This is a genomic window from Nostoc sp. CALU 1950, from assembly GCF_051172895.1.
GTDB lineage: Bacteria > Cyanobacteriota > Cyanobacteriia > Cyanobacteriales > Nostocaceae > Nostoc > Nostoc edaphicum_A.
Genome location: NZ_JBDNJQ010000013.1, coordinates 1 through 25,004, shown reverse-complemented (window position 1 = coordinate 25,004; position 25,004 = coordinate 1). Strand labels below are relative to the sequence as shown.

At 42.5% G+C, this 25,004-nt stretch carries 26 protein-coding genes; 17 read left to right on the top strand and 9 right to left on the bottom strand.

Going from position 1 to position 25,004, the window contains the following annotated elements; translation table 11 throughout:
* The first annotated feature begins 146 nt into the window (after positions 1-146).
* Positions 147-701, top strand: coding sequence for an SRPBCC family protein (locus ABF638_RS06130; RefSeq protein WP_181928686.1), 555 nt, complete (start codon positions 147-149; stop codon positions 699-701).
* A gap of 269 nt (positions 702-970) precedes the next feature.
* Here the strand turns inward: ABF638_RS06130 and clpB are convergent, their stop codons facing one another.
* A complete protein-coding gene (clpB, locus tag ABF638_RS06125) occupies positions 971-3,589 on the bottom strand; it encodes an ATP-dependent chaperone ClpB (RefSeq protein ID WP_069070728.1) in 2,619 nt (872 codons plus the stop codon).
* 478 nt (positions 3,590-4,067) lie between these two features.
* On the opposite strand from clpB, the gene ABF638_RS06120 reads away from it, so the two are divergent.
* Positions 4,068-4,319: a hypothetical protein gene (locus ABF638_RS06120; RefSeq protein WP_435021151.1), complete on the top strand. Its 252-nt coding sequence runs from the start codon at positions 4,068-4,070 to the stop codon at positions 4,317-4,319.
* 28 nt (positions 4,320-4,347) lie between these two features.
* Here ABF638_RS06120 and ABF638_RS06115 read toward each other — a convergent pair whose 3' ends face one another.
* Entirely contained in the window at positions 4,348-5,190 is an 843-nt protein-coding gene (locus ABF638_RS06115) for a hypothetical protein (protein WP_435021149.1), read from the bottom strand.
* A 195-nt stretch (positions 5,191-5,385) separates the two neighbouring features.
* Between ABF638_RS06115 and ABF638_RS06110 the strand changes: the two genes are divergently transcribed.
* The 9 genes from ABF638_RS06110 to ABF638_RS06070 all read left to right on the top strand — a co-directional run bounded on the left by ABF638_RS06110 (position 5,386) and on the right by ABF638_RS06070 (position 11,769).
* Positions 5,386-5,760: a hypothetical protein gene (locus tag ABF638_RS06110; protein ID WP_435021147.1), complete on the top strand. Its 375-nt coding sequence runs from the start codon at positions 5,386-5,388 to the stop codon at positions 5,758-5,760.
* Positions 5,761-5,849: 89 nt separating this feature from the next.
* Positions 5,850-6,104: a TIGR02450 family Trp-rich protein gene (locus ABF638_RS06105; protein WP_181928692.1), complete on the top strand. Its 255-nt coding sequence runs from the start codon at positions 5,850-5,852 to the stop codon at positions 6,102-6,104.
* Positions 6,105-6,815: 711 nt separating this feature from the next.
* Positions 6,816-7,682: a ferredoxin:protochlorophyllide reductase (ATP-dependent) iron-sulfur ATP-binding protein gene (gene bchL, locus ABF638_RS06100; protein ID WP_435021145.1), complete on the top strand. Its 867-nt coding sequence runs from the start codon at positions 6,816-6,818 to the stop codon at positions 7,680-7,682.
* 32 nt (positions 7,683-7,714) lie between these two features.
* Positions 7,715-8,503, top strand: a complete 789-nt coding sequence (locus tag ABF638_RS06095; protein ID WP_435021143.1) for a DUF5331 domain-containing protein — start codon at positions 7,715-7,717, stop codon at positions 8,501-8,503.
* Between the two features lie 177 nt (positions 8,504-8,680).
* Positions 8,681-10,084, top strand: a complete 1,404-nt coding sequence (locus tag ABF638_RS06090; protein WP_069070721.1) for a ferredoxin:protochlorophyllide reductase (ATP-dependent) subunit N — start codon at positions 8,681-8,683, stop codon at positions 10,082-10,084.
* A 176-nt stretch (positions 10,085-10,260) separates the two neighbouring features.
* A complete protein-coding gene (locus ABF638_RS06085) occupies positions 10,261-10,509 on the top strand; it encodes an AbrB/MazE/SpoVT family DNA-binding domain-containing protein (protein ID WP_435021141.1) in 249 nt (82 codons plus the stop codon).
* Positions 10,510-10,584: 75 nt separating this feature from the next.
* On the top strand, positions 10,585-10,812 hold the full coding sequence (locus ABF638_RS06080; RefSeq protein WP_435021139.1) for a hypothetical protein: 228 nt from the start codon (positions 10,585-10,587) through the stop codon (positions 10,810-10,812).
* Complete coding sequence (locus ABF638_RS06075) at positions 10,802-11,218, top strand: putative toxin-antitoxin system toxin component, PIN family (RefSeq protein ID WP_435021137.1); 417 nt, start codon at positions 10,802-10,804, stop codon at positions 11,216-11,218. The genes ABF638_RS06080 and ABF638_RS06075 overlap by 11 nt, the downstream gene beginning before the upstream one ends.
* Positions 11,219-11,586: 368 nt before the next feature.
* Positions 11,587-11,769, top strand: coding sequence for a hypothetical protein (locus tag ABF638_RS06070; protein ID WP_435021135.1), 183 nt, complete (start codon positions 11,587-11,589; stop codon positions 11,767-11,769).
* Positions 11,770-11,909: 140 nt separating this feature from the next.
* Here ABF638_RS06070 and ABF638_RS06065 read toward each other — a convergent pair whose 3' ends face one another.
* The 6 genes from ABF638_RS06065 to ABF638_RS06040 all read right to left on the bottom strand — a co-directional run bounded on the left by ABF638_RS06065 (position 11,910) and on the right by ABF638_RS06040 (position 16,892).
* Complete coding sequence (locus ABF638_RS06065; RefSeq protein WP_435021133.1) at positions 11,910-12,242, bottom strand: XisI protein; 333 nt, start codon at positions 12,240-12,242, stop codon at positions 11,910-11,912.
* Positions 12,230-12,646, bottom strand: a complete 417-nt coding sequence (locus tag ABF638_RS06060; protein WP_114085032.1) for an element excision factor XisH family protein — start codon at positions 12,644-12,646, stop codon at positions 12,230-12,232. Before ABF638_RS06060 ends, ABF638_RS06065 begins: the two co-directional genes overlap by 13 nt.
* A gap of 135 nt (positions 12,647-12,781) precedes the next feature.
* Entirely contained in the window at positions 12,782-13,522 is a 741-nt protein-coding gene (locus tag ABF638_RS06055; RefSeq protein WP_435021131.1) for an amino acid ABC transporter ATP-binding protein, read from the bottom strand.
* Between the two features lie 76 nt (positions 13,523-13,598).
* Positions 13,599-14,750: an amino acid ABC transporter permease gene (locus ABF638_RS06050; RefSeq protein ID WP_435021129.1), complete on the bottom strand. Its 1,152-nt coding sequence runs from the start codon at positions 14,748-14,750 to the stop codon at positions 13,599-13,601.
* Between the two features lie 77 nt (positions 14,751-14,827).
* Positions 14,828-15,754: an amino acid ABC transporter permease gene (locus ABF638_RS06045; protein ID WP_435021127.1), complete on the bottom strand. Its 927-nt coding sequence runs from the start codon at positions 15,752-15,754 to the stop codon at positions 14,828-14,830.
* Between the two features lie 58 nt (positions 15,755-15,812).
* The gene (locus tag ABF638_RS06040) at positions 15,813-16,892 is read right to left on the bottom strand and encodes an amino acid ABC transporter substrate-binding protein (protein WP_435021240.1); all 1,080 of its coding nucleotides are present in this window, start codon (positions 16,890-16,892) and stop codon (positions 15,813-15,815) included.
* 549 nt (positions 16,893-17,441) lie between these two features.
* Here ABF638_RS06040 and ABF638_RS06035 point away from each other — a divergent pair.
* A complete protein-coding gene (locus ABF638_RS06035) occupies positions 17,442-17,999 on the top strand; it encodes a hypothetical protein (protein WP_181928701.1) in 558 nt (185 codons plus the stop codon).
* Between the two features lie 77 nt (positions 18,000-18,076).
* The gene (locus ABF638_RS06030; RefSeq protein ID WP_069070711.1) at positions 18,077-18,721 is read left to right on the top strand and encodes a DUF3318 domain-containing protein; all 645 of its coding nucleotides are present in this window, start codon (positions 18,077-18,079) and stop codon (positions 18,719-18,721) included.
* 294 nt (positions 18,722-19,015) lie between these two features.
* Here the strand turns inward: ABF638_RS06030 and ABF638_RS06025 are convergent, their stop codons facing one another.
* Positions 19,016-19,921, bottom strand: coding sequence for a CoB--CoM heterodisulfide reductase iron-sulfur subunit B family protein (locus ABF638_RS06025; protein WP_069070710.1), 906 nt, complete (start codon positions 19,919-19,921; stop codon positions 19,016-19,018).
* A 414-nt stretch (positions 19,922-20,335) separates the two neighbouring features.
* On the opposite strand from ABF638_RS06025, the gene acpP reads away from it, so the two are divergent.
* From acpP to ABF638_RS06005, 4 genes are all read left to right on the top strand, one after another.
* A complete protein-coding gene (gene acpP / locus ABF638_RS06020) occupies positions 20,336-20,590 on the top strand; it encodes an acyl carrier protein (RefSeq protein WP_069070709.1) in 255 nt (84 codons plus the stop codon).
* A 263-nt stretch (positions 20,591-20,853) separates the two neighbouring features.
* A complete protein-coding gene (fabF, locus tag ABF638_RS06015; RefSeq protein ID WP_181928702.1) occupies positions 20,854-22,104 on the top strand; it encodes a beta-ketoacyl-ACP synthase II in 1,251 nt (416 codons plus the stop codon).
* A 355-nt stretch (positions 22,105-22,459) separates the two neighbouring features.
* Positions 22,460-24,472, top strand: coding sequence for a transketolase (gene tkt, locus ABF638_RS06010; protein WP_435021124.1), 2,013 nt, complete (start codon positions 22,460-22,462; stop codon positions 24,470-24,472).
* Between the two features lie 134 nt (positions 24,473-24,606).
* Positions 24,607-24,900, top strand: a complete 294-nt coding sequence (locus tag ABF638_RS06005; RefSeq protein ID WP_181928704.1) for a hypothetical protein — start codon at positions 24,607-24,609, stop codon at positions 24,898-24,900.
* The last annotated feature ends 104 nt before the right edge of the window (positions 24,901-25,004 follow it).

Here is a 25,004-nt window from a genome sequence, read left to right as displayed (position 1 = left end):
GAAATAATTAGCAAAAAATCACCGTTTCCGGAAAAAATAAGGATTAGACTGGAACTAAATTTAATGGGTTGGATTTAAATCAAGTTTTATGGCTTGTAATTTCAACTCCATTTAGGTGGATGAGTTGAGGAGTAACTTAAATCATTATGTCTGCGTCTTATATATCAGACTCAATTATTGCAGGTTCAGATATGGCTTGGAATCAAGACAAGCAAAAGTTGCTGGTACAGGGTGAAATTTTTGTAGAAACGCGATCGCACAAGATGTGTGGTGGTGCGGTGACTGCCTGGATGTATTTGCCGATGGTGCGATCGCACGTTTGGCAGCAATTAACTGATTATCCTCGGTGGGTACAATATTTTCCCGATATCACCCAGAGCGAGGTATTACATAAAGGTGAAGTCAAACGTCTGTATCAAGCAGCACAAAAAGCCTTCTTCTTTTTCACAGCTCAAGTGGAAATTTACCTCAACGTTGTAGAAGTGCTGGGGCAGCAAATTCAATTTCGCATGGAAAAAGGGACTTTTGAGGACTTTAACGCCAATTTAGAACTCAAAGATTGTGGTAATGGCACGATACTTGCTTACACTGTCCAAGCTACCCCTTTGATTCCAATTCCATCAATTTTCATTCAACAAGCAATGAATTTAGAATTGCCTGCAAATATGCGTAAAATGCGACAAGTTATTTGTAAGGGTTAAGGTAATTCGTAATTCGTAATTAAGTAATTAAGTAAGTCGGCACAATAAAACCAAACTGTGTAATTGAAGAAGGCAGAGGGCAAAAGGCAGGAGGCAGAAGGAATACTGTTTTCTGCTCTCTGCCTTTCTAGATAAATGTAAACAAGGCTCAAACTCTCTTTCCTCCTGCCTTATGCCAACGACTCTACTTACTACCCCAGGAATGTTTCACAAAAAAACGCCAAGAGGCTTTTGCTTAACTTGGCGTCTTGGCGTGAGATGATCTTCAATTAGCTAGTAAATACCTCGACAGGTAAGCGACTAAAAGAAAGACGCTCATTTTGGACATCTACAAAGATGGTGTCGCCGTCGTTGAATTCACCGCGCAAGATGGATTTAGCAATTTGAGTTTCCAACTCTCGCTGAATCGCCCGCTTCAGTGGACGCGCCCCATACACTGGGTCATACCCTACTTCTGCTAAAAAGTCAAGTGCAGTATCCGAGAGTTTCAGGGATATTTTGCGATCGCTCAATCTTTGGCGCAATCTCTCCACTTGCAATAGTACAATTTGCCGCAATTCCTTCTTATCTAAACCGTGGAAGATGATGATTTCGTCAATCCGGTTCAGGAATTCTGGACGGAAACTATTTCGCATCGCCTCCATCACCCGACGGCGCATTTCGTCGTAGTGGGCATTATCTCCAGCGACATCAAGAATGTACTGCGAACCGATGTTGCTGGTCATGATGATAATAGCGTTCTTAAAGTCCACCTTATGACCTTGGGCATCAGTGACGCGACCATCATCGAGAATTTGCAAGAAGATATTGAAGACATCGGGGTGTGCTTTCTCGATTTCGTCGAAGAGAATCACTGAGTAAGGACGGCGGCGAATCGCTTCTGTAAGCTGTCCGCCTTCTTCATAACCCACATATCCTGGAGGCGCACCGATTAAGCGGGAGACGGCGTGTTTCTCCATGTACTCAGACATATCGATTCGCACCAGCGCATCTTCACTATCGAACATAAACGCCGCCAGTGCTTTCGCCAACTCGGTTTTACCGACACCTGTCGGCCCAAGGAAAATAAAGCTAGCGATGGGACGATTAGGATCAGCCAGTCCAGCCCGCGATCGCTGAATTGCATCCGCTACAGCTGTGACTGCTTCTTCTTGTCCAATCACGCGGTGGTGCAGTTCATCTTCTAAATGCAGCAGTTTATCTTTCTCAGATTCCACCAACTTGCTGATGGGAATTCCTGTCCATTTAGAAATAATTTCGGCAATATCCGCTTCTGTGACTTCTTCGCGTAATAATGATTTACCGCTTTTTTGAGTGCTTGCCAATTCAGATTCTACTGTTTCCAATTGACGATGCAAACTGGTTAAATTGCCGTATTTTAACTCAGCAGCGCGGTTAAGGTCGTAGTCGCGTTCTGCTTGCTGAATCTCTAAATTAACTCGTTCAATCTCTTTTTTAACAGACTGAATTTTGTCAATGATATCTTTTTCAGATTGCCATTGAGTATTCAGCGTTCTTTGTTCTTCTTTGAAATCAGCAATTTCTTTTTCGAGTCTTTCTAGACGTTCACGAGAAGCTGCATCGCTTTCTTTTTGCAGCGATAGCTTCTCCATTTCCAATTGCAGAATCTTGCGATCAATTTCGTCGAGTTCTTCTGGTTTGGAGGTTATCTCCATTTTTAATCTCGCGGCGGCTTCGTCTACCAAATCAATGGCTTTATCAGGGAGGAAGCGATCGCTAATATAACGACTCGACAATACGGCTGCTGCAACTAAAGCACTATCAGAAATCTTTACCCCGTGGTGGTTTTCATAACGTTCTCTCAACCCGCGCAAAATCGAAATACTATCTTCTACACTGGGCTGATCGACATAAACTTGCTGGAAGCGTCTTTCTAGTGCGGCATCTTTTTCGATATGTTTGCGGTATTCATCCAGAGTTGTCGCCCCAATACAGCGTAATTCGCCCCGCGCCAACATCGGTTTTAACAAGTTACCAGCATCCATCGCGCCTTGGGTTGCACCAGCGCCGACAACGGTGTGAATTTCATCAATAAATAAAACAATATTGCCGCCAGATTCAGTAACTTCTTTTAATACTGCTTTCAGGCGTTCTTCAAATTCACCCCGGAATTTTGCCCCCGCAATCAAAGCACCCATATCTAAAGAGATCAGCTTGCGGTCTTTGAGGGATTGGGGTACATCACCTGCAATAATGCGTTGTGCTAATCCTTCAGCGATCGCAGTTTTACCAACACCCGGTTCACCAATTAGCACAGGGTTATTTTTGGTGCGGCGAGAGAGAATTTGGACAGTGCGACGAATCTCATCATCCCGTCCAATCACTGGATCGAGTTGACCTTTACGTGCAGCTTCGGTGAGGTCACGCCCGTATTTTTCCAGTGCTTCGTATTTGCCTTCTGGATTTTGGTCGGTCACTTTTTGGCTCCCACGAATTTGTTTAATAATATTTTTTAGCTTGCCTTCGTCTAAACCGAATTCTTGGAATAAAGCTTTGCCAAAGCGGTCATCTTTAGCGTAAGCCAGCAATAAGTGTTCAATTGAAATATATTCGTCTTGAAACTCCTTGCGATACCCATCCGCTCGGTCTAAAAGCGTATCCAAGCTGCGTCCCAAGTAGACAGAACTGCTGCTACCAGATACTTTTGGTTGACGTTTAAAAAATTGTTCAGTGCGATCGCGCAGTTTTTGGAGGTTAACACCCGCCTTAGTGAGAATCCCTGTTGCTAGACCATCTTGTTCTAGCAGCGCTTTCATCAGGTGTTCGCTTTCTATCTGCTGTTGTTGATATTGTTTAACAATATCCGGGGTATGGGCGATCGCTTCCCAGGCTTTTTCTGTAAATTGATTAGGATTAGTAGGTTGCATATAGGCAGGCTTTTAGAGAAACCACTCTAGGCGCACAAGGCACAGAGAGACAAATAGTCTCCCATAAAGACATTGTAAAAAAAGGTAAGCTCTTAGCTGGATCGGTCTTCACGTCTTTGTAGAGTAGTAGTATTACCGCCCTTGCTGGTTTTGCTACCGTCTTTTGGTTCGTCTACAAACAAATTTCCCAGGCTAAAGACACATTAAAGCGATCGCCCTGAGCATCCTAGCATCATAATCATCAGAAATTTAATTTAAATTAACTTATTGCTGATATTCAGTAAATTTCTGTTAACAGAGCGCTAGCACAATGAATATAATGAGTTTCTAGGGAGTCGCAGCTAGTTTTATTGATAAATTGAGTAAAATGAATATATAATACTACGATCTGTCATGAAAAGATTCCTGTCAGAAAATGCATAAAAACTAAATATAAACCAGTAAAATTATCTATCGTTATTTAATAGTGGTGAAAAAGGTGAAAGATATTCATATAAGAAGTTTAACAGCCGAAGAACGCCAATCTCTGTTAATGAGAGAATCCAAAGATTATATGCGCGGGAAGAAAAGCCTAAGCCAATTTCAGGAAGCTGAACGTAAATATGGTACAGATTATGGTTCAGTTACCCTCGAATTAGCTAGTAAAGATAAGCTCATGCCAAAGCTCTGGCGTTTTTTGGCATCTCCTTGGCGGCAAAACAAAGATCAAGACCTAATTAAACTTAGATAGTATCTATCTATGTGCTGAAATTATAGTTTTAATTAGTAATTGAATGTTGTACTTGGTAATTACGCGCTACTAGCATAACTCCAGCTAGGCGATTAGCAATTACAAATAACAACTCTTGGGTGGCTTTAGAATCAAAAGTTGTCACATCTCTACTGTAGAGACACAAAACTCCTAAACTATCCGTACCTCCGATTATTGGTATAGTAATCAATGTTGCATAATCTAAAATACGGCCAGTTCTATCTTTGCTAAAAACGTATTGCGGATCATCCGCGTGCCACATATTATTTATGCGTGATAAGTGTACAACCCGTCGTTTTTTGTCAATGAAAGTACAACCCGCACACCCTCGATTTGGATTAGGGTCTTTACCAATATAGAAACGTACTTTATTTCCATATTCATTTGGTGATTGTGATTGACACCAAGTAGTTAAAAAGTCTGGATCACTAGGATCTGGTGCATAAATGGCGATACCACACCCATCTAGAAGTGGCATGATGTTGAGTGTTTTTTCGATAAATTGCTCTAAGAGCCGCTTGAGTGATTCATGAATGTTTGGATTTACATCTAACTTAGGTAGAAGCAATAGCAAAGATTCATCCAGTTCGTTAAGCTTGATTGCGATTTGATGCGCTTTATGATAGTGTATTGCAGTCAATGAAAGCGGCAACAGAGTAATTAATAGAACTAAAGCCAAAACCCATAGTTTGACAGGTAGTGGCTCGTTAATTAAAGGCAATAGCTTTTCTGAAAAAACTTTATCTGCTTGGTTGCCAATAACACCACTAAAAGCTGCAAGCGATAAAGACGCTAGAAAACTGATAACTATTTTTACCCAGTTGGGAATTTTTGGTAAATTAAACGCCATAGCTGCTGATAGGCATCTAAAGAGGTGGTCAGTAGACCTTTAATTACAGTATAAAGGCTATATAAACAACAACAGGTGTACTTTACAGAATCTCACTGAGATATATCTAACAGTTGTTGCACAGTCATCTACATAAACCTTCCCTGTCCCCACACAGAGTTACCATAATTCCAGGTCGCCTAGTGGATGCTGAAAATGATTGACCCCTACGACTTTGAAGATGATGACTTTGACTTTGAGGATGAAGAGTTATTTAAAATAAAACCCATCAGCCAAATGACTGAAGGGGAAAAGCTACAGCGGTTTAAGCGCTTCTTCGACAGCAGCAGTCGGGCTATGTTGCAAGACTGTCTATTTCGCATCGTCAATTACGAAGATGGTACGGGTACGTTAGAAATTCTGTGCCCTAATGAAGTTGTAAGACAACGCCTTTCCAAGAAAAAGCGCAAAATTACCAACAACATCAACACCTGCTGGAGCCATATAAGATGGTTTTCGCTATGTGTCCAGCAAGATAGTGAGTTGCATTGCCATAAGTTTACCCGTAACGGTGATTTGGTGGCATCTTAGTTGGGGACTGGGGACTGGGGATTGGGGACTAGAGATAAAGAAAGTGTTTTCCCAATGACGAATGACAAATGACGAATGACAAATGACAAATGACTAAAAAACAAAAATTTCCTTACCTAGTTGGTTCTAAGTGGACAGCACAGCAAAAAGTTGATGGCTGGCGGCACTTCCAAGTAGTAAATCGTAAAAATCAGGCTAAGTGGGTTTACGCCGAAATGGTTTCTGCTTGTGATCCTAAAGTCCGTTTCTGGATAAATGCCAAATTATTACAAGATAACTCCCAGTGGCAAGCTGGCTGGCAAACATTACAGGAAATCCACGGAGTTGAAAATGAGGTGTCCTGATTTGCCTCGCTCCTAGTCTTGTCAATAAGTGGGCTGCCTCCGTCTGGTGGCAGCCGAAATATTTGAATAATCTTAGACAATATCTGGTAAATTAATAATTTTTTACAAAATCACACTAACTTACTCTCAAGCAGCAATTAAATGGTTGTGACTATCGACTAAAAACTGGCAACTTATCTGCGATACCTTCTCTACGTTCGCGCAGCGTGTCGCAGACAGACGCTACGCGTAGCTTGCTTCCACGTTCGCGTAGCGTCCCGCAGGGAAGTGGTACGGTGAGCCACGCTAACGCAAATTCCAATAGTATTATTCAGCATAGGGCTGCATATACCTCGCTTTACCCTTAACCCTGTGCCTCAATGCCCTGAAAACACGTTGTACAAACATCAGCTAATTCCATGAAAAGCATTCAAAAAAGACTATTATAGCTTTTTGTATTTTGTAACTCTTTTTATAAAAGTAAGTAATAAAAAGTTTTTTTTAGCTATTTTTAGAGCTATTAAAGTCTTTTATATTGATAAAACCCTAAATACATACAATTAAGTTTTAATTCATCGGATAAGACAGTTTTACAAATTAAGAGCCACTTTCTTTTCTATGTAACTTGCCCAATAATGAAATTCACAGACCTCACGCATCGCCATCTCAGGAAAGGTGAAGGCAAATGTTTGAGCCACAAGTTTGACAAAAAGCTATAAGAGGGAAACAACAGTGAAACTAGCAGTCTACGGAAAAGGTGGTATCGGCAAATCCACAACTAGCTGTAATATATCCGTCGCCCTAGCTAAACGTGGCAAGAAAGTGCTGCAAATTGGTTGCGACCCCAAACATGACAGTACCTTTACCCTGACTGGGTTTTTGATTCCGACAATTATCGACACCCTCCAAGAAAAGGATTATCACTACGAGGATGTCTGGCCGGAGGATGTGATTTATAAAGGCTACGGCGGTGTTGATTGCGTAGAAGCTGGTGGCCCACCTGCGGGTGCTGGATGTGGCGGCTACGTAGTGGGCGAAACCGTAAAATTACTTAAAGAACTCAACGCCTTTGATGAGTACGATATAATTCTTTTTGACGTTCTGGGTGACGTAGTTTGCGGTGGTTTTGCAGCGCCACTCAACTATGCAGATTACTGCCTGATTGTTACAGACAACGGCTTTGATGCGTTGTTTGCGGCTAATCGGATTGCTGCTTCAGTCCGCGAAAAAGCGCGAACTCACCCACTGCGTTTAGCTGGGTTAATTGGCAACCGCACCTCCAAGCGCGACTTGATTGAAAAATATATAGAAGCTGTGCCAATGCCAGTTTTGGAAGTTTTACCTTTAATTGAAGATATCCGTGTTTCCCGTGTGAAAGGGAAAACTTTGTTTGAGATGGCAGAGCAAGATCCTTCCCTAGACTACGTTTGCGACTACTATCTCAACATCGCCGACCAAATTCTAGCGCGTCCTGAAGGTGTTGTACCGAATGACACACCAGATCGGGAGTTGTTCGCTTTGTTGTCCGATTTTTATCTAAATCCGGGTAAACCCCAGGTTCCTAATTCAGAAGAGGAACTAGACTTGATGATTGTATAAATCACCAAGTTCTCAGGATGGGGGACAATAACATGGCATTCTTTAACAGCTTTACGGATTCAATAAAGCAAAAGTGGTTGCAATTTTTCCAGAATAATCGAGACTGGATTACCCTGCACATGGAAGTGGAATCAGTTTACACCCCTGATGGCGGGAAGCGACCACCTTCTTACCTCATCCTGGGAGTTCTTAACGCCCTAGAGCCAAAGCTAGCGCAGTTAATGTTCCCCTTTGCCAAACTTAATCCTGATGCCGATACCCTAATTGACGTGCTGGATTTGCATTTTGACCCAGATTTAGCTCTCGGTAATCGCTTCGTTGTCAACCCAGATGTCGAGAGCTACGTAGAAGAAGCAGCAGCTGTCATTGACGAAAAGCCTGAAGATGAAACATTGACACATTCTCATACAAATGGCTTTGCGGCGGTGGCGGTAGTTCAAGAGTTCACAATGGTGGATTCTGAGGATGAAAGTTTGGGGATCAGCGAGTTGGAGGAAACCGAAGATAGCTTTGGCGATATTTCCTTGACCAACGGACACAACTCAAAAGATGAGTCTCTCCAAACCTCTAGTTTAGAAGCAGATGAGTTTGGGGAAATTGCCTTCGATTCAACAGCTGCGATGGAAGTAAAGCTGGATGAAGACGAGGAACTTGAAGATAGTTCACTAGATGAGAATGCGTTTAAAGACGTGTTATCAGATGTCTGGGGTGATGAAACAGCTTTGCAAAAGGCTGAAGAAAGTAACGATTTTTTGGGGGAAGAACTGCCAGCAGGCGTTTTTGATGAATCAGAAATTGCCCGTCTCTTCCCCAACGCTTAATTATTGCCGTTCCTCACAATTTTAAGTTTTAGATTTGGGGTTTTGGATTAGGAATATAGGGAAATTGTCGTCAGGCATAGGATATTTTTGTTGTCCCAGTCACCAATCCAAAATCGTCAATCTAAAATCTGAAATTGGTTGAACTGCCATTAAATATCAAGGGGAGAAAAAACCAAAATGACTGTCGCTCAACAACCAGAAGCTTTAAGCTTTGAATGTGAAACTGGAAATTACCATACCTTTTGCCCAATTAGCTGCGTGGCGTGGTTATACCAAAAAATTGAAGATAGCTTCTTTTTGGTGATTGGCACAAAAACTTGTGGCTACTTCCTGCAAAATGCGATGGGGGTGATGATTTTTGCTGAACCCCGCTATGCAATGGCAGAGTTGGAAGAGGGCGATATTTCGGCACAACTGAGTGATTATGAAGAGTTAAAGCGGTTGTGCTTGCAGATTAAACGCGATCGCAATCCTAGTGTAATTGTCTGGATTGGCACTTGCACCACCGAAATTATCAAAACAGATTTGGAAGGTTTGGCACCGAAACTGGAATCGGAAATCGGGATTCCCATCGTTGTAGCGCGGGCAAATGGTCTAGATTACGCCTTCACCCAAGGAGAAGACACCGTATTAGCTGCTATGGCTAACCGTTGTCCTGATAAGTCTCCGGTGGCGGAAACAGAAAAAAGTGAACGTAATGCGATCGCAAAATTGCTCAACTTCGGTAAAAAGAAAGAAGATGTCGCCCAAGATGAATCTGAGTACGTAGATCATCCACCCTTAGTTCTCTTTGGCTCCCTTCCCGACCCCGTAGTTACTCAGTTAACCTTGGAACTGAAAAAACAAGGCATCAAAGTTTCCGGCTGGCTACCCGCGAAGCGCTTCACAGAATTGCCAGTATTGGAAGAAGGGTATTATGTCGCTGGTGTCAACCCCTTCCTCAGCCGCACAGCTACCACCTTAATGCGCCGCCGCAAGTGTAAACTCATTGGCGCACCCTTCCCAATTGGCCCCGATGGAACCCGCGCTTGGATTGAGAAAATCTGCTCAGTGTTCGGTATTACTCCCAAGGGTTTGGATGAACGGGAAGCACAAATTTGGGCAGGCTTGGAAGATTACGTGAAACTGATTCGCGGTAAGTCTGTATTCTTCATGGGTGATAACTTGCTGGAAGTTTCCCAAGCCAGATTCTTAATCCGTTGTGGGATGACAGTTCACGAAATCGGCATTCCCTACATGGATAAGCGCTATCAAGCTGCTGAGTTGGCATTGCTGGAGAAAACTTGCCAGGAAATGAATTCACCTCTGCCAAGGATTGTAGAGAAGCCGGATAATTACAATCAACTTCAGCGAATTTATGAGTTGAAACCAGACTTAGTCATTACTGGTATGGCTCACGCTAATCCGTTGGAAGCACGCGGTATTAATACTAAGTGGTCGGTGGAGTTCACTTTTGCTCAAATTCACGGCTTTACGAATGCGCGTGACATGTTAGAGTTGGTGACTCGTCCGTTGCGTCGGAATAATAATTTGAAAGATTTGGGTTGGGATAAGTTGGTGAGAGAAGAAGCCAAGATTTAGATTTAAGTTTGGATTTAGCAACAGCATAATACTATGTTACGGGCGAACTTTTAGGGTTCGCCCTTTTTTTTTACGAACCGCAGAGGCGCGGAGAACACAGAGGAAGAGGAGAAATTGGAATAATCAAAAATGCTAAAATTTTTATATTAGTCTGATATTTTTTACTTCTAAATATAATGGAAATTACAAAATTATCTCCTCAAGGACAAGTAATTATTCCCCAATCTTTACTGGAAGCTCATCAATGGGAAGTAGGTCAAGAATTTATTATTATTGATATGGGTGATGGAATTCTTTTAAAGCCTAAGAAACTTTTTCCAGAAACTAAATTAGATGATGTAGCAGGCTGTTTAAAATATCAAGGAAAACCTAAAACTCTTGAGGATATGGATAATGCAATTCGCCAAGGTATAGAGGAATCGTGATTTAAAAGTAAAAAACTGGCTCAAACCTAATTAAAAAAGCTAACAATTTTCTATTCCCTAACTTCAGAACTCACCATGACTAAAAAAACCTATCAACTCCCCCTAACCTTCGAGCAAATTCTTAATCTTGTCTTACAACTTCCCGCACAAGAACAAGAAAAACTTATTCAAGAAATCAAGAAAACCTCTTCAAATAATAAAGATGAAGATTTACTTAGTGTTTTTGACAGAATCGGCAGAAATGCTCAAGCCAAAGGATTAACTGAAGAAACTCTAGAAGAATTACTCGCCGATGAATCATAAACTAATTGTCATTGACACAAATGTTTTACTTAGTGCTGCTCTAAGTCCTAATGGAACAGCCCGTAAAGCTTTAGATAAAGTCTATAAAGAATTCAAAATTGCTCAAAGCGATGAAACTTATCAAGAATTAAACACACGAATTTATAAACCTAAGTTCGATAAATATATTTCAGATGAAGACCGACAAGATTTTTTGGACATAGTTAAAAAGTACAGTCAATTTATAGAAATAAAATCTCAAATAAACACCTGTAGAGATCCAGATGACAACAAATTTTTAGAACTTGCTAAAGATGCCAATGCAGAATTTTTAATCACAGGAGATCAAGACCTTTTATCACTCAAGACTCTAGCCGAATATCAAAACCAGATTATTACTCCCAGAGACTTTCTTGACCTTGATTAATTCATTTTTAATCCTGTACTTAGTTCACATGGAAGGCTGTAACTCTAAAGGTTTGGATGGAATGATGCACATTAATTCTGCACCCTCTGGTTTAACTTCTGTAGACGGAGTTAATTTAAGCCAGTCATGAAAACTGATTCCTAGTTGGTAAAGCATCAGCAGCCTGATCTTTTATAGCAAGCCACTTATACACAGCAAATATCTGTGCTTCACTCAGTATTCCCAATTTGAGTTCTATTCTGTCTACTAGCGATCGCTCTTTTTAACGAACCGTCCACGCCAACAAAAAAGCGATCGCTCAAATTCATCTCACTCAGATACAGTTACAATAGGGTGGGAAAAATGCAAAAGATTTCGTACAAGTCATTATGCTAGTTGAACCACCATCTGAAGAAGACGAAACTACCTATCTTCTGAAATCAGAAACTAACAAAAAACATTTACTGAAAGCTTTAGAAAATTTAGAAAAAGGTAATTTAATTTTTGTTAATTTAAATGAATATGAAAAAGTTGCCTTTGAATCACAAACTTATAAAATTGAAGAAGATTGATTATTGGGACTTGCAAATATCATTATGAGCAATAAAGATTATTAAGGCTGGGATATTGTTTTAGTTCAGGCGATCGCTCTTTTTTAACCAGAGGATGCGAAGCAAAAGAAGAGAGCGATCGCTATTTTTAATAAATTCAACTAACTAACAGCAAAGTCTGTATATTTACGCACAGAAGGTAACTGAAAACCTAAAACAATATCTTCTTTTGGGACACCTAATTCAACCAATTCATTAGCAATTCCTACCTCTGTCCCATCTTGCTGAATCCAGATTTTCTCGTCAATAATATCTAGATGGAGAACAGGCCCATATATGCGGTCTTGTTCGCGCCAACCTACATAAACTAATTGATAATGATCGTGTTCTGTATCATAAATTATCTGTGCTTGAATGCGATTATCCCAAACAATACTCGCGTGTTGTTGAAGCAAATCCTTAATATACTGTCGATATTCGTCTAGCTTTGCCATTGGGCGATCGCCTCCTGTTCAATATTATAAATTAGTAAACAGAGTTGATTAGTTTGAATGACAGATTGAATAAATGGAAGTATAAAAAACTCATTGTAAACAGTACTAGGAACTGCTAAATATAAAGTCCGATTGGCTTCTTGTTTTTGTAAAGCAATTCGGTAAATGATAAATTGCCCTAATGCAGCATAAAGTTCTGTTATTTTTGATGGACTTAGAAAACTTTTAATTTCAACAGCTATTTTTTGTCCTTGTTTTTCGGCTGCAATAACTTTTTCTGCTCCTAAATCAACATATAGCTCAAGTGTTCCCGCCTGGAGAGCATAGGGATCATGAGTGATTAACCACCCTTCTTTCTCAAGTGCTGTTTTGACAACTGTATGAAAAGCATCTTTAGCAGACACGGGTTTAATTCCAATTTATGGTGGTGCTTGATTTAAGATTTTCCATTTCAATAATACATTGACAACCTAGTGAAATAACAATTAGAAGTGAAATGCAGAGGGGCGCAGAGGTAAGCGCAAAGTAGCGCAGAGGTTTTAGAGAATTTGTGACAAAAACTTGCGTGTTCTTTCTTCTTTAGGGTTGGTGAAAAATGCGTCAGGGGTAGCTGACTCAACGAGGGAACCGCTATCCATTAAAATAACTCGATCGGCGACTTCGCGGGCAAATCCAACTTCGTGGGTGACTACTACCATTGTCATCCCATCACGGGCTAGACCTCGCATTACATCCAAAACTTCGCGTACCATTTCTGGATCTAAGGCTGAGGTGGGTTCGTCAAACAGCATGATTTTGGGTTGCATGGCTAAAGCACGAGCGATCGCAACCCGTTGCTGTTGTCCACCAGATAACTGTCCTGGATACTTCTGCGCCTGTTCTAAAATTCCCACTCTTTCTAAGAGTTGCATTGCTAATTCTTCAGCTTTTGCCTTTGGCGATTGCCGTACCCAAATTGGTGCTAAAGAGATATTTTGCAGCACTGTCAAATGAGGAAATAAATTAAATTGCTGAAACACCATTCCCACTTCTTTGCGAATCGTTTCAATATTTCGCAAGTCATGGCTGAGGGTAATGCCATCGATTTCAATTTTTCCCTGTTGATATTCTTCTAAAGCGTTAAATGTGCGGATAAAGGTAGATTTTCCTGAACCAGATGGCCCCATCAACACTACGACTTCTCCACGATTGACTGTCAAGCTGACACCCTGAAGAACGTGGAATTTTCCATACCACTTATGAACATCTTCAGCAACAATTATCTTTTGTATATCTGACATATTATTCAAAGCCCGAATAATCAATATTATTTTGATAACAACCAATAACCAATGACTAATGACTAATGACCAATAACTAATTACTCAACTGTCTCTCTAACCGCCGAGAAGCCAACGACATGGAGTAACAAAATACCCAGTAAATAAATCCAATAAATAGATAAACTTCTGCATAACGTCCAAGAAATTGTGGTTGTGCCAATATTGAACGGGCAATACCTGTTAGTTCTACTAATCCCACCAAAGATAATAGTGAAGTGTCTTTAAATAAGCCAATAAACTGACCAGCGATTGCAGGAATAACGGTACGTAAGGCTTGAGGTAAGACGATTAACAAAATTACTAAGGCTGTATTTAATCCTAGCGCTTTTGCAGCTTCAATTTGCCCGCGAGGAACTGATTGGAGTCCACCACGCACGTTTTCTGCCATGTATGCGGCACTAAATAAAACCAATCCGGCAATTGCTCGCAATACTCGATCTAAACGCACATCTGCTGATAAAAACAATGGCAGCATTACCTGAGCTAGGAACAAAATTCCAATCAGTGGCACTCCTCTGACGATTTCAATATACAGGATAGAAAACCAACGGACTACGGGTAAATTGCTTGTGCGCCCTAAAGCCAGTAAAACCCCAATGGGAAAGGAAAGCACAATACTGACTGCTGCCATCAGGAGGGTAAGTAGCAAACCATTCCACAAATTTGTAGATACTGGCTGCAATCCAAATCCACCGCCAATTAGCCAAAGAATTATGGGGAAAGACAATAACCATAATAGGGAAAGCCAAGGAGTTACTACCTTAGTAAACTTTCCTCCAAGCCAAAAACATACAAATAGTAAAACTGCAATTAACAGTAACCAAAGGCGGGATGTAAAGTCTAGTGGTAAAACAACTAACAAAATTCCGATGATAAAAGCAAACAAAGCAATTCCACGTTTTGTTAACTGTTGCTTACCAAAGAATACACCTACCGTTATGGCGGCTAAAGTCGAAGCGATCGCCAGCACAATCCAAATTCGCCAATATAGCGTTTGCGGAAATCTACCAACTAAAAATAAAGGTAAATTAACCTGAATTACTGCCCATTGTGCTTGAGTAGTTGCCCAAGTTATAATTCCTCGCACTGCCCAAAATAGCAACACCAAACAGGCAACAGTTAACAAGCTGTTGTACCAAGTACTAAATAGGTTTTTACGTAGCCAAGTTAATTTGTTATTGGTCATTTGTCATTTGTCATTTGTCATTTGTAAAGACTCATACTTCAAACTTAGACACTCAATTTTCGAGTTCAACTGCTTCCTCATCTCTCTTTAATTTGCACGCTGCGATTGAATAAATTCATCACTACAGAGATGGTTAAACTTAGGGTGAGATAGGTGAGCATAATCAGTAATATCACTTCTACGGCTTTCCCCGTTAGGTTAAAGGTGGTGGAGGCGACAAAATAAATATCGGGGTAGCCGATCGCGATCGCTAAACTGGTATTTTTGGTCAAATTAAGATACTGACTCGTTAACGGTGGAATGATTACCCGCAAAGCTTGGGGAAAAATCACTAACCGCATTGCTAACCCTGGTTTTAATCCTAGCGATCGCGCTGCTTCCCATTGTCCCTTCGGTACTGATTGAATCCCACCTCGGACAATCTCAGCAATAAACGCACCTGTGTAAAAAGTTAATCCCAATAATAAAGCTGAAAACTCTGGGGATAAGGTAAACCAAGGGAGTTCTAAGCCATTTTGACTAACGCCAATAAAACCCCAAAGGGATATCTTATTTTCTGTTTTGGGAAAACTAAGAAAAACAGCAAAGTACCAAAACAGCAATTGCAGCAGTAAGGGCGTATTACGGAAAATCTCCACGTAAACCATCGTGATATTCCGCACTAGCCAGTTGTCAGAAAGTCGGGCAATCCCAGCACCTACCCCTACAATTGTTGTGAGAAAAATTCCTGCAACCGCCACCCGCAAGGAGTTAATTAACCCCACCCACAAAGCATGACTGTAGGTGTCAGTGGGTTTATAGTTAATCAGCGCCTCGCCAATGTCAAAAGATGCTTGTTGCTTAAGAAAATCAAATCCAAACTGAATACCCAATTGCTGCAAATTGCGCTGAAGATTGCCCCACAGGATTACTACTACAATTGCTGCTAAAAATACGGCAACTAATTGCAAGGCAATCCTCCAAAAGCGGACATCACGCCATATAAGCGGTTTTGAGTTTGTCATTTGTCATTTGTCATTGGTCATTTGGCATGAGTTATTCTCCTCATCTCCCTAATCTCTTCTACCGGAATGGTGGAGAATAAAGTAGTCCGCCTTTGCTCCAGAGTTGATTTTGACCGCGAGCTAGATTAAGTTTTGTTTTGGGGCCGAGGTTGCGATCGTAAACTTCGGCGTAGTTACCAACGTGCTTAATTATCCTGGCTGCAAAGTCGTTTGTTAAGCCCAGTCCTTCGCCAAGGTTGCCTTCGGTTCCTAAAAAGCGCTTAATATCTGGGTCATTACTAGCAGCAAACTGACCTACGTTCTGGGAATTAATGCCCAACTCTTCAGCTTTTACTAGGGAATAAACCACCCACTTGACAGCATCACCCCACCTAGCATCCCCTTTGGCGACTGCTGGTGCAAGGGGTTCTGAAGAAATCACTTCATCGAGAATCACGTTATCTTCTGGTTTGGGTAAAATTGTACCCCGCGAAACTAATGCTGAACGGTCAGCCGTAATGCCGTCGCAACGACCTTGAGCATAAGTAGCAAAGGTAACGTTAACGTCTTCAAAGACAACGGGTTTGTAGGTGATGCTCCTTTTCCGCATTTGGTCTGCTAAGTTCTGTTCAGTCGTAGTTCCAGTTTGAACGCAGATAGCTTTACCTTTCAAGTCTGCTAGGGACTTAATGTTGCTATTTTTGCGAACCATTATGGCTTGTCCGTCGTAAAAGACTACAGGTGCAAATTCTAGACCTACGGAGGTATCGCGGCTAAGTGTCCAGGTAGTATTGCGGCTGAGAACGTCTACTTCGCCAGTTTGCAAAGCTGTAAACCGCTCTTTGGAATTGAGATTGCGAAATTCTACTGCATCTGGGTTGTCGAATAAAGCTGCGGCGATCGCACGACAAATATCTACGTCAATGCCGCTGTATTTACCGTCAGTTCCCACAAAGCTAAACCCTGGCACTTCACCACTGACACCGCAAGTTAACTGACCACGGCTTTTAATGCTATCCCAACGATTTTGAGTTACTGGTGCTGCTGGACTACTGCCTGGAGTGCTGGGTGTATTTGTTGTTTGCCCTGAATCTCCACCACAAGCAGCGATCGCAAAAACTAGAGGTGCGATCGCTAGAATCAAAGCTGATTTACGCATAAAGTTCATAATTACTAGACCAGAAATAATGTATTACTCACTACAATCATTCAGTGAAAACAATTTGTTGCTTGTAATATAAAACTTTACCAGTCTATGTGCTATTTTTATTCGCTTTTAAAAGCGCAAGAACCGTTTTTACTTATATTTTCAAAAGCCTCAGATGCTACATAGAAATTAATTAAAATTGACTTCAGCTTTCAAGTTTGATTTGAAATACTGCTACCATGCTTGTCCTAGCAGTAAATTCATTAAAATCATAAGATAATATTAAAGTTTAAGTGAGTTAGTGCTATATCTTTCACCACGTAAGATTTAAAAACAAGTCATTATCGCTTCTTTAATAATGAGCAAGAATCCTTCATAAAATATCATTCATAGCGCAGAATGATCATCTGTTTTTTCTATCTTCATGCCCAATGCCCAATGCCCCTACCCTAATTGCATACTTCTATGTGATTAGAAGTATCCACACCAACCCAAACAACTACCCTTAGCAGGTTAAACTAGGTCTGGTAACAACTGCTCCACGTTCCTTATGAGGCTTTTATGGGAGCTAACCTCGAACAGATTGCCAACTATTTAGACAACCTTGGTTGGGACTACCGTTTTGATGATGAAGAAGACCGGATTATAACAGGTGTGGAGGCTGATAACCTAGAAGATTTCCTAATAGTTGTCCAGCTGGATGAAGAGGGAAAATTTTTTCGGGTATTTGCCCCTCAAGTTCTGGCAGGAATTCAAGACCATCCTCACAAGGGAGCGATCCTACAGACAATGCTTGCCATTTCCTGGGAAACCAAAATGTTGCAATGGGAGTATGACCCATCCGATGGCGAAATCCGTGCCATTATTGAGTTTCCTCTAGAAGACTCGATTCTGACAGAAAGACAATTTCACCGTTGTCTGAGTGGGTTAATTCAGATTGTCGATGGTATAGCAATACCTCGCCTGAAAGAAGTGATGGCAACAGGTCTTGATCCGGGGAATATAGAACTTGGGGAAAGACTGTTACTCAGTATCCAAGAAGAAGCTCCAGGATTGTTGGATTTGCTGGAAAAGGCAATGGAGGCGAGGAAAAAGCGAGGAAGTTTTCCTAACGAGTGAGACGGATCATCACTTAAATAGCTATACTCCAAAGTGATACCCTCACTATATACTGAAATTTTCTGGGGCTGGATATTATGACATCCTATGCAACCTCCTCTGCCAAAGCGGAAATGAGTGAACTCCGGCGGTTGAAAGGCTTATTACCGCCAGAATTACAGAGCTGGGTCACGGTTGAAGGCACAACTGAGGTCAATCCACCCCTGGTTCGTTGCGAAGAAATTGGTAAAGACCAGGTAGAAATTCAAATTGACTTGGTGAAATGGGATGCCCTCGCAATGGATCAGCGTAATCTGCTGTTCTGGCATGAAGTTGCTCGCGTTCAAAATGACACAATTCCCAAAGATGGTTGGGAAATGGCAGCACTAGCTATAGGTTTAGGTGGTGCTGTAGGCGAATTGTGGGTACAAGATGGATTGCTGCTGGTGTTAGCTTTGTCGCTTTGTGGCGTGTCAGGCTGGCGACTGTACCAAAAGAATAATGGGGAAAAGCAACTAAAAGAATTGCTCAATGCTGATGAGAAAGCGATCGCTTTGGCAACTCGTTTTGGTTATAGCCTCCCCAATGCCTACAAAAGTCTCGGTAGCGCCTTAAAAACCCTGATTGACAATACTCCTAGTAAGCGCCAACGGTCAAGATACGAAGCAAGACTTTCTGCCCTCAAACGCAGTGCCAATAAGGCAAAAGCTAAATCAAAAACTACAGATGAAGGCGCACTCTAGAAACCAGAAATTGGGTTGGGTGGTTATTGTCCACCCTACAAAATACCTAAATTACGGGACTTGAGGTATCTTCAACAAGTGAAATTTATCATCCATTACTAGAAAACAGGGTTCGATGCCCTGTTTTCTAGTTTCTATTTCTCTATGAAGATGCACATCATAATACCCCCCTGTAGTCTCCCCAAGGCATCGGGGGGACGGCGATAGCCGGGGGGTGAATTATATGCAGCTTCACAAAGAAACGGTATAAGTAGGTGTTCACCTAATTATTGATAGTCGTGAACATTGTTTCCCCTAAAATCCTAATTTTTCCAACACTGGCTTTGTGGAAACAATGTGGCGTTCTAAACCCAATTCTTTTGGACTAACCCCAAGTGCCAAAGCAATTAACTGCGGTAAATGCAACACTGGTAAACCTAGCTTTTGTTCAATTACCTTTTCTACCTCTGGCTGACGCGAATCTAAATTTAAGTGGCACAGAGGGCAAGGTGTAACTATACAATCAGCACCAGATGCTAAAGCGTCCTGAATATGCATCCCCGCCATCTTAAAAGATTGGGTAGTGGCATAACTAGAAAGCGGCCAACCACAACATTGTGTCCGACCTCGGTAATAAATTGGTGTTGCACCCACAGCCCGAAACATATTCTCCATCGCTTCTGGTTGGAACGGATCGTCATAAGGCATAGATTTTTGGGCGCGGAGGAGATAACAGCCATAAAAAGCCGCACATTTTAATCCAGTTAACTTTCTGGTGACACGTTTGGTAATTTCCTCTAAACCGTAATCTGTCACTAAAGCGTAGAGAAGATGTTTAACGTCAGTACTACCGCGATAAGGCGAACAACCTTCTTTATGCAACAAGCCATTAACCTGTTCAATGTAGACAGGGTTAGAAGTCTGACATTCTTTCAAGTGTTCGTTGACATGACCGATAACACCTTGACAAGTGCTGCAATGGGTAAGTAAGGGCAGATTTAATTCTTCTGCTAAAGCAATATTTCTGGCATTGACTGTATCTTCTAGCAGTTGGGAATCTTCTTTAAATGTGCCAGAACCGCAGCAAGCAGCTTTTTTAAGTTCAACCAGTTCAATACCTAGTGCTTGGGTAAGGGCTTGAGTTGACTGGTAAAGTTCCCGACAGGCTCCTTGGGCAACACAACCAGGGAAGTAAGCGTATTTGAGTGTCTGAGGTAGCATAGAAGTATGTTTGGGTTAGAGCGATCGCTCTAAACAATAACTGTTTTATCATTCCTTGTTAGCACCGAATTTCTAATGTTGGATGTTTTGCGACCCTTTAACCGTCTAGGTTCAAAGCCGCAGCAGCTACATATTTTTATTGCTAGCAAGGCTGTAAATACTGATAGAGACATTGTAAAAAATTTTAGCAATAATTGGAAAACAAAGCATTTACACGGTGTCGGCGATGGCGTAGCAACCTCCACTGCCTAAGTGTTGCTAGAAAACTTGCCAATTCTTTTTAGAAGAAAGGTTTTCTAACAGAAAAATCCTTGGCAGTATCCGGGTGATCGCGCTTGACGATAAGATGTATATGCTAAAAACAATGTCTCCTCATTAGAGGAGATCGTAGCAAGTGGTTAAGGACTTTTATTTATGAGCCAAGCGGAACTTTTTGAAAAGGTCAAGAAAATCGTCGTCGAACAACTCAGTGTTGACCCCCCTGATAAAGTCACACCACAATCCAAGTTTATGGAAGACCTGGGAGCAGATTCCCTGGATACCGTTGAATTGGTGATGGCCTTGGAAGAAGAATTTGATATCGAAATTCCCGACGAAGCTGCCGAACAGATTACATCGGTTCAAGACGCAGTAGATTACATCAATAACAAAGTTACCGCATCAGCTTAATTGGAGATGGGGGATTGGGGATTGGGGATTGGGAAGATTTTTCCCCGCACCTAGTCACATGGAGGTGATGCTTTTAACGTAGCTAACGCCAGTCGCTCATGGTGCAGCCCTGCGGTATTGGGGTTTCCTCAAGTATTCGCGTAGCGTCTCCGAACAGGAGAAACAAGTGGGGTGGAAGCCCCCAACACCACGCTGGCTGACGCTACTTACTCACTAACCCCGAATTTTTTGCCTGCTGCTTTTTCGCCATTTTTAACTGAATCATGACAGATCATACACGTAAACGCGTTGTTGTAACTGGTGTTGGCGCGATTACACCGATAGGTAACACAGCAACAGAATATTGGGATGGATTATTAAGTGGACGCAATGGCATTGACTACATCACATTTTTTGATGCGTCTCGCCATGATTGCCGGATTGCTGGTGAGGTGAAAAACTTCGATCCACATGATTACTTGGAGCGCAAAGAGGCCAAGCGGATGGATCGATTTTCCCAATTTGGGGTCGCGGCAGCAAAACAGGCTCTAGCTAACGCGGAGTTAGTGATCAATGACCTGAATGCAGAACAGGTCGGTGTCATGATCGGTTCTGGCGTTGGTGGCATTAAGGTATTAGAAGACCAGCAAACTATCTACCTCAACCGTGGCCCCGATCGCTGTAGTCCATTCATGATCCCGATGATGATCGCCAATATGGCCGCAGGATTAACGGCAATTCACACGGGTGCTAAAGGGCCAAACTCCTGTCCTGTAACTGCCTGCGCTGCTGGCTCCAACGCCATTGGAGATGCTTTTCGTCTTATTCAAGGGGGATATGCCCAGGCGATGATTTGTGGGGGTACGGAGGCAGCTGTCACACCATTGTCGGTAGCTGGGTTTGCCGCCTGCAAGGCACTCTCTTTTAGCAATGATGACCCAACTAAAGCTTGCCGTCCCTTTGACCGCGATCGCAACGGATTTGTCTTGGGTGAAGGTTCAGGAATTTTAATTCTAGAAGAACTGGAACACGCCCTGAGTCGCGGCGCTCACATTTATGCCGAGATGATCGGCTATGGGATGACCTGTGACGCCTACCATATCACCTCCCCCGTACCTGGTGGATTCGGAGCCGCTAGAGCTATCGAACTAGCCCTTAAAGATGCGGGAATAGCTCCCGAACAAATCAGCTACATTAATGCCCACGGCACTAGCACCCCAGCTAATGATTCAACTGAAACCTCAGCAATCAAAAAAGCCTTGGGAGAATATGCCTATAAGGTAGCAATTAGCTCCACCAAATCGATGACAGGTCATTTATTGGGCGGTTCTGGAGGTATTGAAGCAGTGGCAACAGTACTGGCGATCGCTAATGACCAAATTCCACCGACAATTAATCTGGAAAATCCTGATCCAGAATGTGACTTAGATTACGTGCCTAACTTTAGCCGCGCTCAAAAAGTCGAGGTGGCAATATCCAATTCTTTTGGGTTTGGCGGTCATAATGTCACACTGGCCTTTAAGAAATACGTTTAAAAGAAGTCAGGAGGCAGAAGACAGGAGGCAGGAGGCAGGAGGCAGAAGGCAGAATTCTGAATTCTGAATTCAGTAGTTTAATCCGACTCTGCTCGTTTGCCCAATTCCCAATGCCCCATGCCCCATGCCCAATGCCCCATGCCCAATGCCCAAAGTATCAGAAATATCATTCCGATATAAAGTAAGCGTTCAGCATGACCCAATTATCAGCTTGATTTATCACCAGAAACTCAGGAGATCCCGCTTGTCCATCGACAAGCGGGAGTGGGATGATGAGGATACTGTGGGGAATCTAAAATAACCCCAGCAAGAGAAGCTACGAAGAGTGCTAACCCGTCGTTAAAAACAAGAGATTATGGCTGTTGCAACCCAATCCCTCGAAGAACTTTGTATTAACTCGATCCGCTTCTTGGCTGTTGATGCCGTAGAAAAAGCAAAATCGGGACACCCAGGATTGCCAATGGGCGCTGCTCCGATGGCTTTTGTCCTTTGGGATCGCTTTATGAAGTTTAATCCCAAGAATCCCAAATGGTTTAATCGCGATCGCTTTGTCTTGTCTGCCGGTCATGGCTCGATGTTGCAGTACGCCCTACTCTACCTGGCAGGCTACGATAGCGTCACCATCGAAGATATCAAGCAATTCCGTCAATGGGAATCCAAAACCCCTGGACACCCCGAAAACTTCATGACCCCAGGCGTGGAAGTCACAACTGGCCCCTTGGGTCAAGGAATTGCCAATGGAGTTGGTTTAGCGATCGCCGAAGCACACCTTGCCGCTAAATATAATAAACCCGATACCAAGATTGTTGACCATTACACCTACGTAATTTTAGGTGACGGTTGCAACATGGAAGGAATTTCCGGTGAAGCTTGTTCTTTTGCAGGACACTTGGGATTAGGCAAACTCATCGCTCTGTACGACGATAACCACATTTCCATCGACGGTTCCACAGATGTGGCATTCACCGAAGATGTTTCCAAGCGCTTTGAAGCTTACGGTTGGCACGTCTTGCACGTTGAGAACGGGAATACCGATTTAGAAGCGATCGCCAAAGCAATTGAAGAAGCTAAAGCTGTCACCGATAAACCATCAATGATTAAGGTGACAACTACCATCGGTTATGGTTCGCCCAACAAACAAAACACTGCTGGCGTTCACGGCGCGGCTCTGGGTGCAGACGAAATTGCCTTGACTCGTAAACAACTGAATTGGGAACACGAGCCTTTTGTAGTCCCACAAGACGCCCTCAACCATGCACGCAAAGCAGTGGAACGCGGTGCAGGCTACGAAGGCGACTGGAACAAAACATTTGCCGACTACAAAGCTAAGTATCCCCAAGAAGCGGCTGAATTTGAACGCTACATCAGCGGCAAACTACCCGACGGTTGGGATAAGGTATTACCTACCTACACCCCAGAAGACAAAGGATTGCCCACCCGGAAACACTCAGAAACCTGCCTCAACAAACTAGCGGCAGTTTTACCTGAATTGATTGGTGGTTCGGCTGATTTAACCCACTCCAATTTGACCGAAATCAAGGGCAAGGGCGACTTCCAAAAAGGGCACTACGAAAACCCCAACATCCACTTTGGTGTGCGGGAACATGCTATGGGCGCAATCTGTAATGGTATAGCGCTGCACACTTCGGGATTAATCCCTTACGGTGCTACCTTCTTGATATTCACAGATTATATGCGTGCTGCCATCCGCTTATCCGCCCTTTCCCAAGCTGGCGTGATTTGGGTGATGACTCACGATTCCATTGGACAAGGTGAAGATGGCCCAACACACCAACCTATTGAAACTCTGGCTTCCTTGCGAGCTATTCCTAACTTAACGGTGTTCCGTCCCGCAGACGGTAACGAAACCTCTGGCGCTTATAAAGTAGCGATCGAGAAGGCGAAGGAAAACGCTCCGTCTCTGTTGGCGTTCACCCGTCAAAACGTTCCCAACTTGGCAGGTACGTCAATTGAGGGCGTAGCGAAGGGTGGATACACCGTGGTGGATAGCCAAGGTACACCCGATATCATCCTGATTGGAACTGGTTCAGAATTGAGCCTCGCCGTCACCGCAGCCGAAAAACTCACAGCCGAAGGTAAGAAAGTCCGTGTCGTCTCGCTACCTTCATGGGAACTGTTTGAAGCACAGGATGCGGCTTATAAAGAGTCAGTTCTGCCGAAAGCTGTCACCAAGCGTTTGTCTGTAGAGGCTGCTAGCAGTTTCGGTTGGCACAAATATGTCGGTACTGAAGGCGATTGCGTTAGTATCGATCGCTTTGGTGCTTCGGCTCCAGGTGGTGTTTGTTTAGAGAAGTTTGGCTTTAGCGTTGATAATGTGTTAGCTAAGGCTAAACAATTGTTGGGTTAATAGCAACAGAATATTCTCAAAATCTTGTGGGGTGGGCTGAAAGGCCCGCCTTTTTTTTAACGCAAAGGAACGCAGAGGTTCGCTGAGTAAAATTGTTTATAATTAAGATAATTATTTGATAAATGGAGGGAATTATGCCAGAAGTTGCTAATTATCATCAAGAAGTGAGTAATCGCATATCACCAATCGTTGAAAAGCTAATTAAAGGTAATAGCTTATATCAAGTTAAGTTAAACCAACAGGAAATGATAGAAATGTTAGTAGAACTCTTTGGGCAGTTATCACCAGAGGAAATCAGAGCTATAACCGAGCATGAACTGACACGCAGAATTGATAAGATTCTTGTCTTAGAAGCGGTTTCTGGTACGTTAAATGATTTGACCCCAGAGCAAAACAAAATGTACGATGATGCAGTAAAGCGAAAATAGACAAAGTGGCTTATTTATTAGATACAAATATTGTTAGTTACATTTTGAGGCAAAAGTGTTGAATGTTAAGAAAAATCCGATAAAAACAGCCCAAAATATGTTAA

What these genes read in the sequence shown, in the direction of transcription:
- ABF638_RS06130 (WP_181928686.1), top strand. Translation starts at nt 147, where the DNA reads ATGTCTGCGTCTTATATATCAGACTCAATTATTGCAGGTTCAGATATG.
- clpB (WP_069070728.1), bottom strand. Translation starts at nt 3,589, where the DNA reads ATGCAACCTACTAATCCTAATCAATTTACAGAAAAAGCCTGGGAAGCG.
- ABF638_RS06115 (WP_435021149.1), bottom strand. Translation starts at nt 5,190, where the DNA reads ATGGCGTTTAATTTACCAAAAATTCCCAACTGGGTAAAAATAGTTATC.
- ABF638_RS06110 (WP_435021147.1), top strand. Translation starts at nt 5,386, where the DNA reads ATGATTGACCCCTACGACTTTGAAGATGATGACTTTGACTTTGAGGAT.
- ABF638_RS06105 (WP_181928692.1), top strand. Translation starts at nt 5,850, where the DNA reads ATGACTAAAAAACAAAAATTTCCTTACCTAGTTGGTTCTAAGTGGACA.
- ABF638_RS06095 (WP_435021143.1), top strand. Translation starts at nt 7,715, where the DNA reads ATGGCATTCTTTAACAGCTTTACGGATTCAATAAAGCAAAAGTGGTTG.
- ABF638_RS06090 (WP_069070721.1), top strand. Translation starts at nt 8,681, where the DNA reads ATGACTGTCGCTCAACAACCAGAAGCTTTAAGCTTTGAATGTGAAACT.
- ABF638_RS06085 (WP_435021141.1), top strand. Translation starts at nt 10,261, where the DNA reads ATGGAAATTACAAAATTATCTCCTCAAGGACAAGTAATTATTCCCCAA.
- ABF638_RS06080 (WP_435021139.1), top strand. Translation starts at nt 10,585, where the DNA reads ATGACTAAAAAAACCTATCAACTCCCCCTAACCTTCGAGCAAATTCTT.
- ABF638_RS06075 (WP_435021137.1), top strand. Translation starts at nt 10,802, where the DNA reads ATGAATCATAAACTAATTGTCATTGACACAAATGTTTTACTTAGTGCT.
- ABF638_RS06070 (WP_435021135.1), top strand. Translation starts at nt 11,587, where the DNA reads ATGCTAGTTGAACCACCATCTGAAGAAGACGAAACTACCTATCTTCTG.
- ABF638_RS06065 (WP_435021133.1), bottom strand. Translation starts at nt 12,242, where the DNA reads ATGGCAAAGCTAGACGAATATCGACAGTATATTAAGGATTTGCTTCAA.
- ABF638_RS06055 (WP_435021131.1), bottom strand. Translation starts at nt 13,522, where the DNA reads ATGTCAGATATACAAAAGATAATTGTTGCTGAAGATGTTCATAAGTGG.
- ABF638_RS06050 (WP_435021129.1), bottom strand. Translation starts at nt 14,750, where the DNA reads ATGACCAATAACAAATTAACTTGGCTACGTAAAAACCTATTTAGTACT.
- ABF638_RS06045 (WP_435021127.1), bottom strand. Translation starts at nt 15,754, where the DNA reads ATGACAAACTCAAAACCGCTTATATGGCGTGATGTCCGCTTTTGGAGG.
- ABF638_RS06040 (WP_435021240.1), bottom strand. Translation starts at nt 16,892, where the DNA reads ATGCGTAAATCAGCTTTGATTCTAGCGATCGCACCTCTAGTTTTTGCG.
- ABF638_RS06035 (WP_181928701.1), top strand. Translation starts at nt 17,442, where the DNA reads ATGGGAGCTAACCTCGAACAGATTGCCAACTATTTAGACAACCTTGGT.
- ABF638_RS06030 (WP_069070711.1), top strand. Translation starts at nt 18,077, where the DNA reads ATGACATCCTATGCAACCTCCTCTGCCAAAGCGGAAATGAGTGAACTC.
- ABF638_RS06025 (WP_069070710.1), bottom strand. Translation starts at nt 19,921, where the DNA reads ATGCTACCTCAGACACTCAAATACGCTTACTTCCCTGGTTGTGTTGCC.
- acpP (WP_069070709.1), top strand. Translation starts at nt 20,336, where the DNA reads ATGAGCCAAGCGGAACTTTTTGAAAAGGTCAAGAAAATCGTCGTCGAA.
- fabF (WP_181928702.1), top strand. Translation starts at nt 20,854, where the DNA reads ATGACAGATCATACACGTAAACGCGTTGTTGTAACTGGTGTTGGCGCG.
- tkt (WP_435021124.1), top strand. Translation starts at nt 22,460, where the DNA reads ATGGCTGTTGCAACCCAATCCCTCGAAGAACTTTGTATTAACTCGATC.
- ABF638_RS06005 (WP_181928704.1), top strand. Translation starts at nt 24,607, where the DNA reads ATGCCAGAAGTTGCTAATTATCATCAAGAAGTGAGTAATCGCATATCA.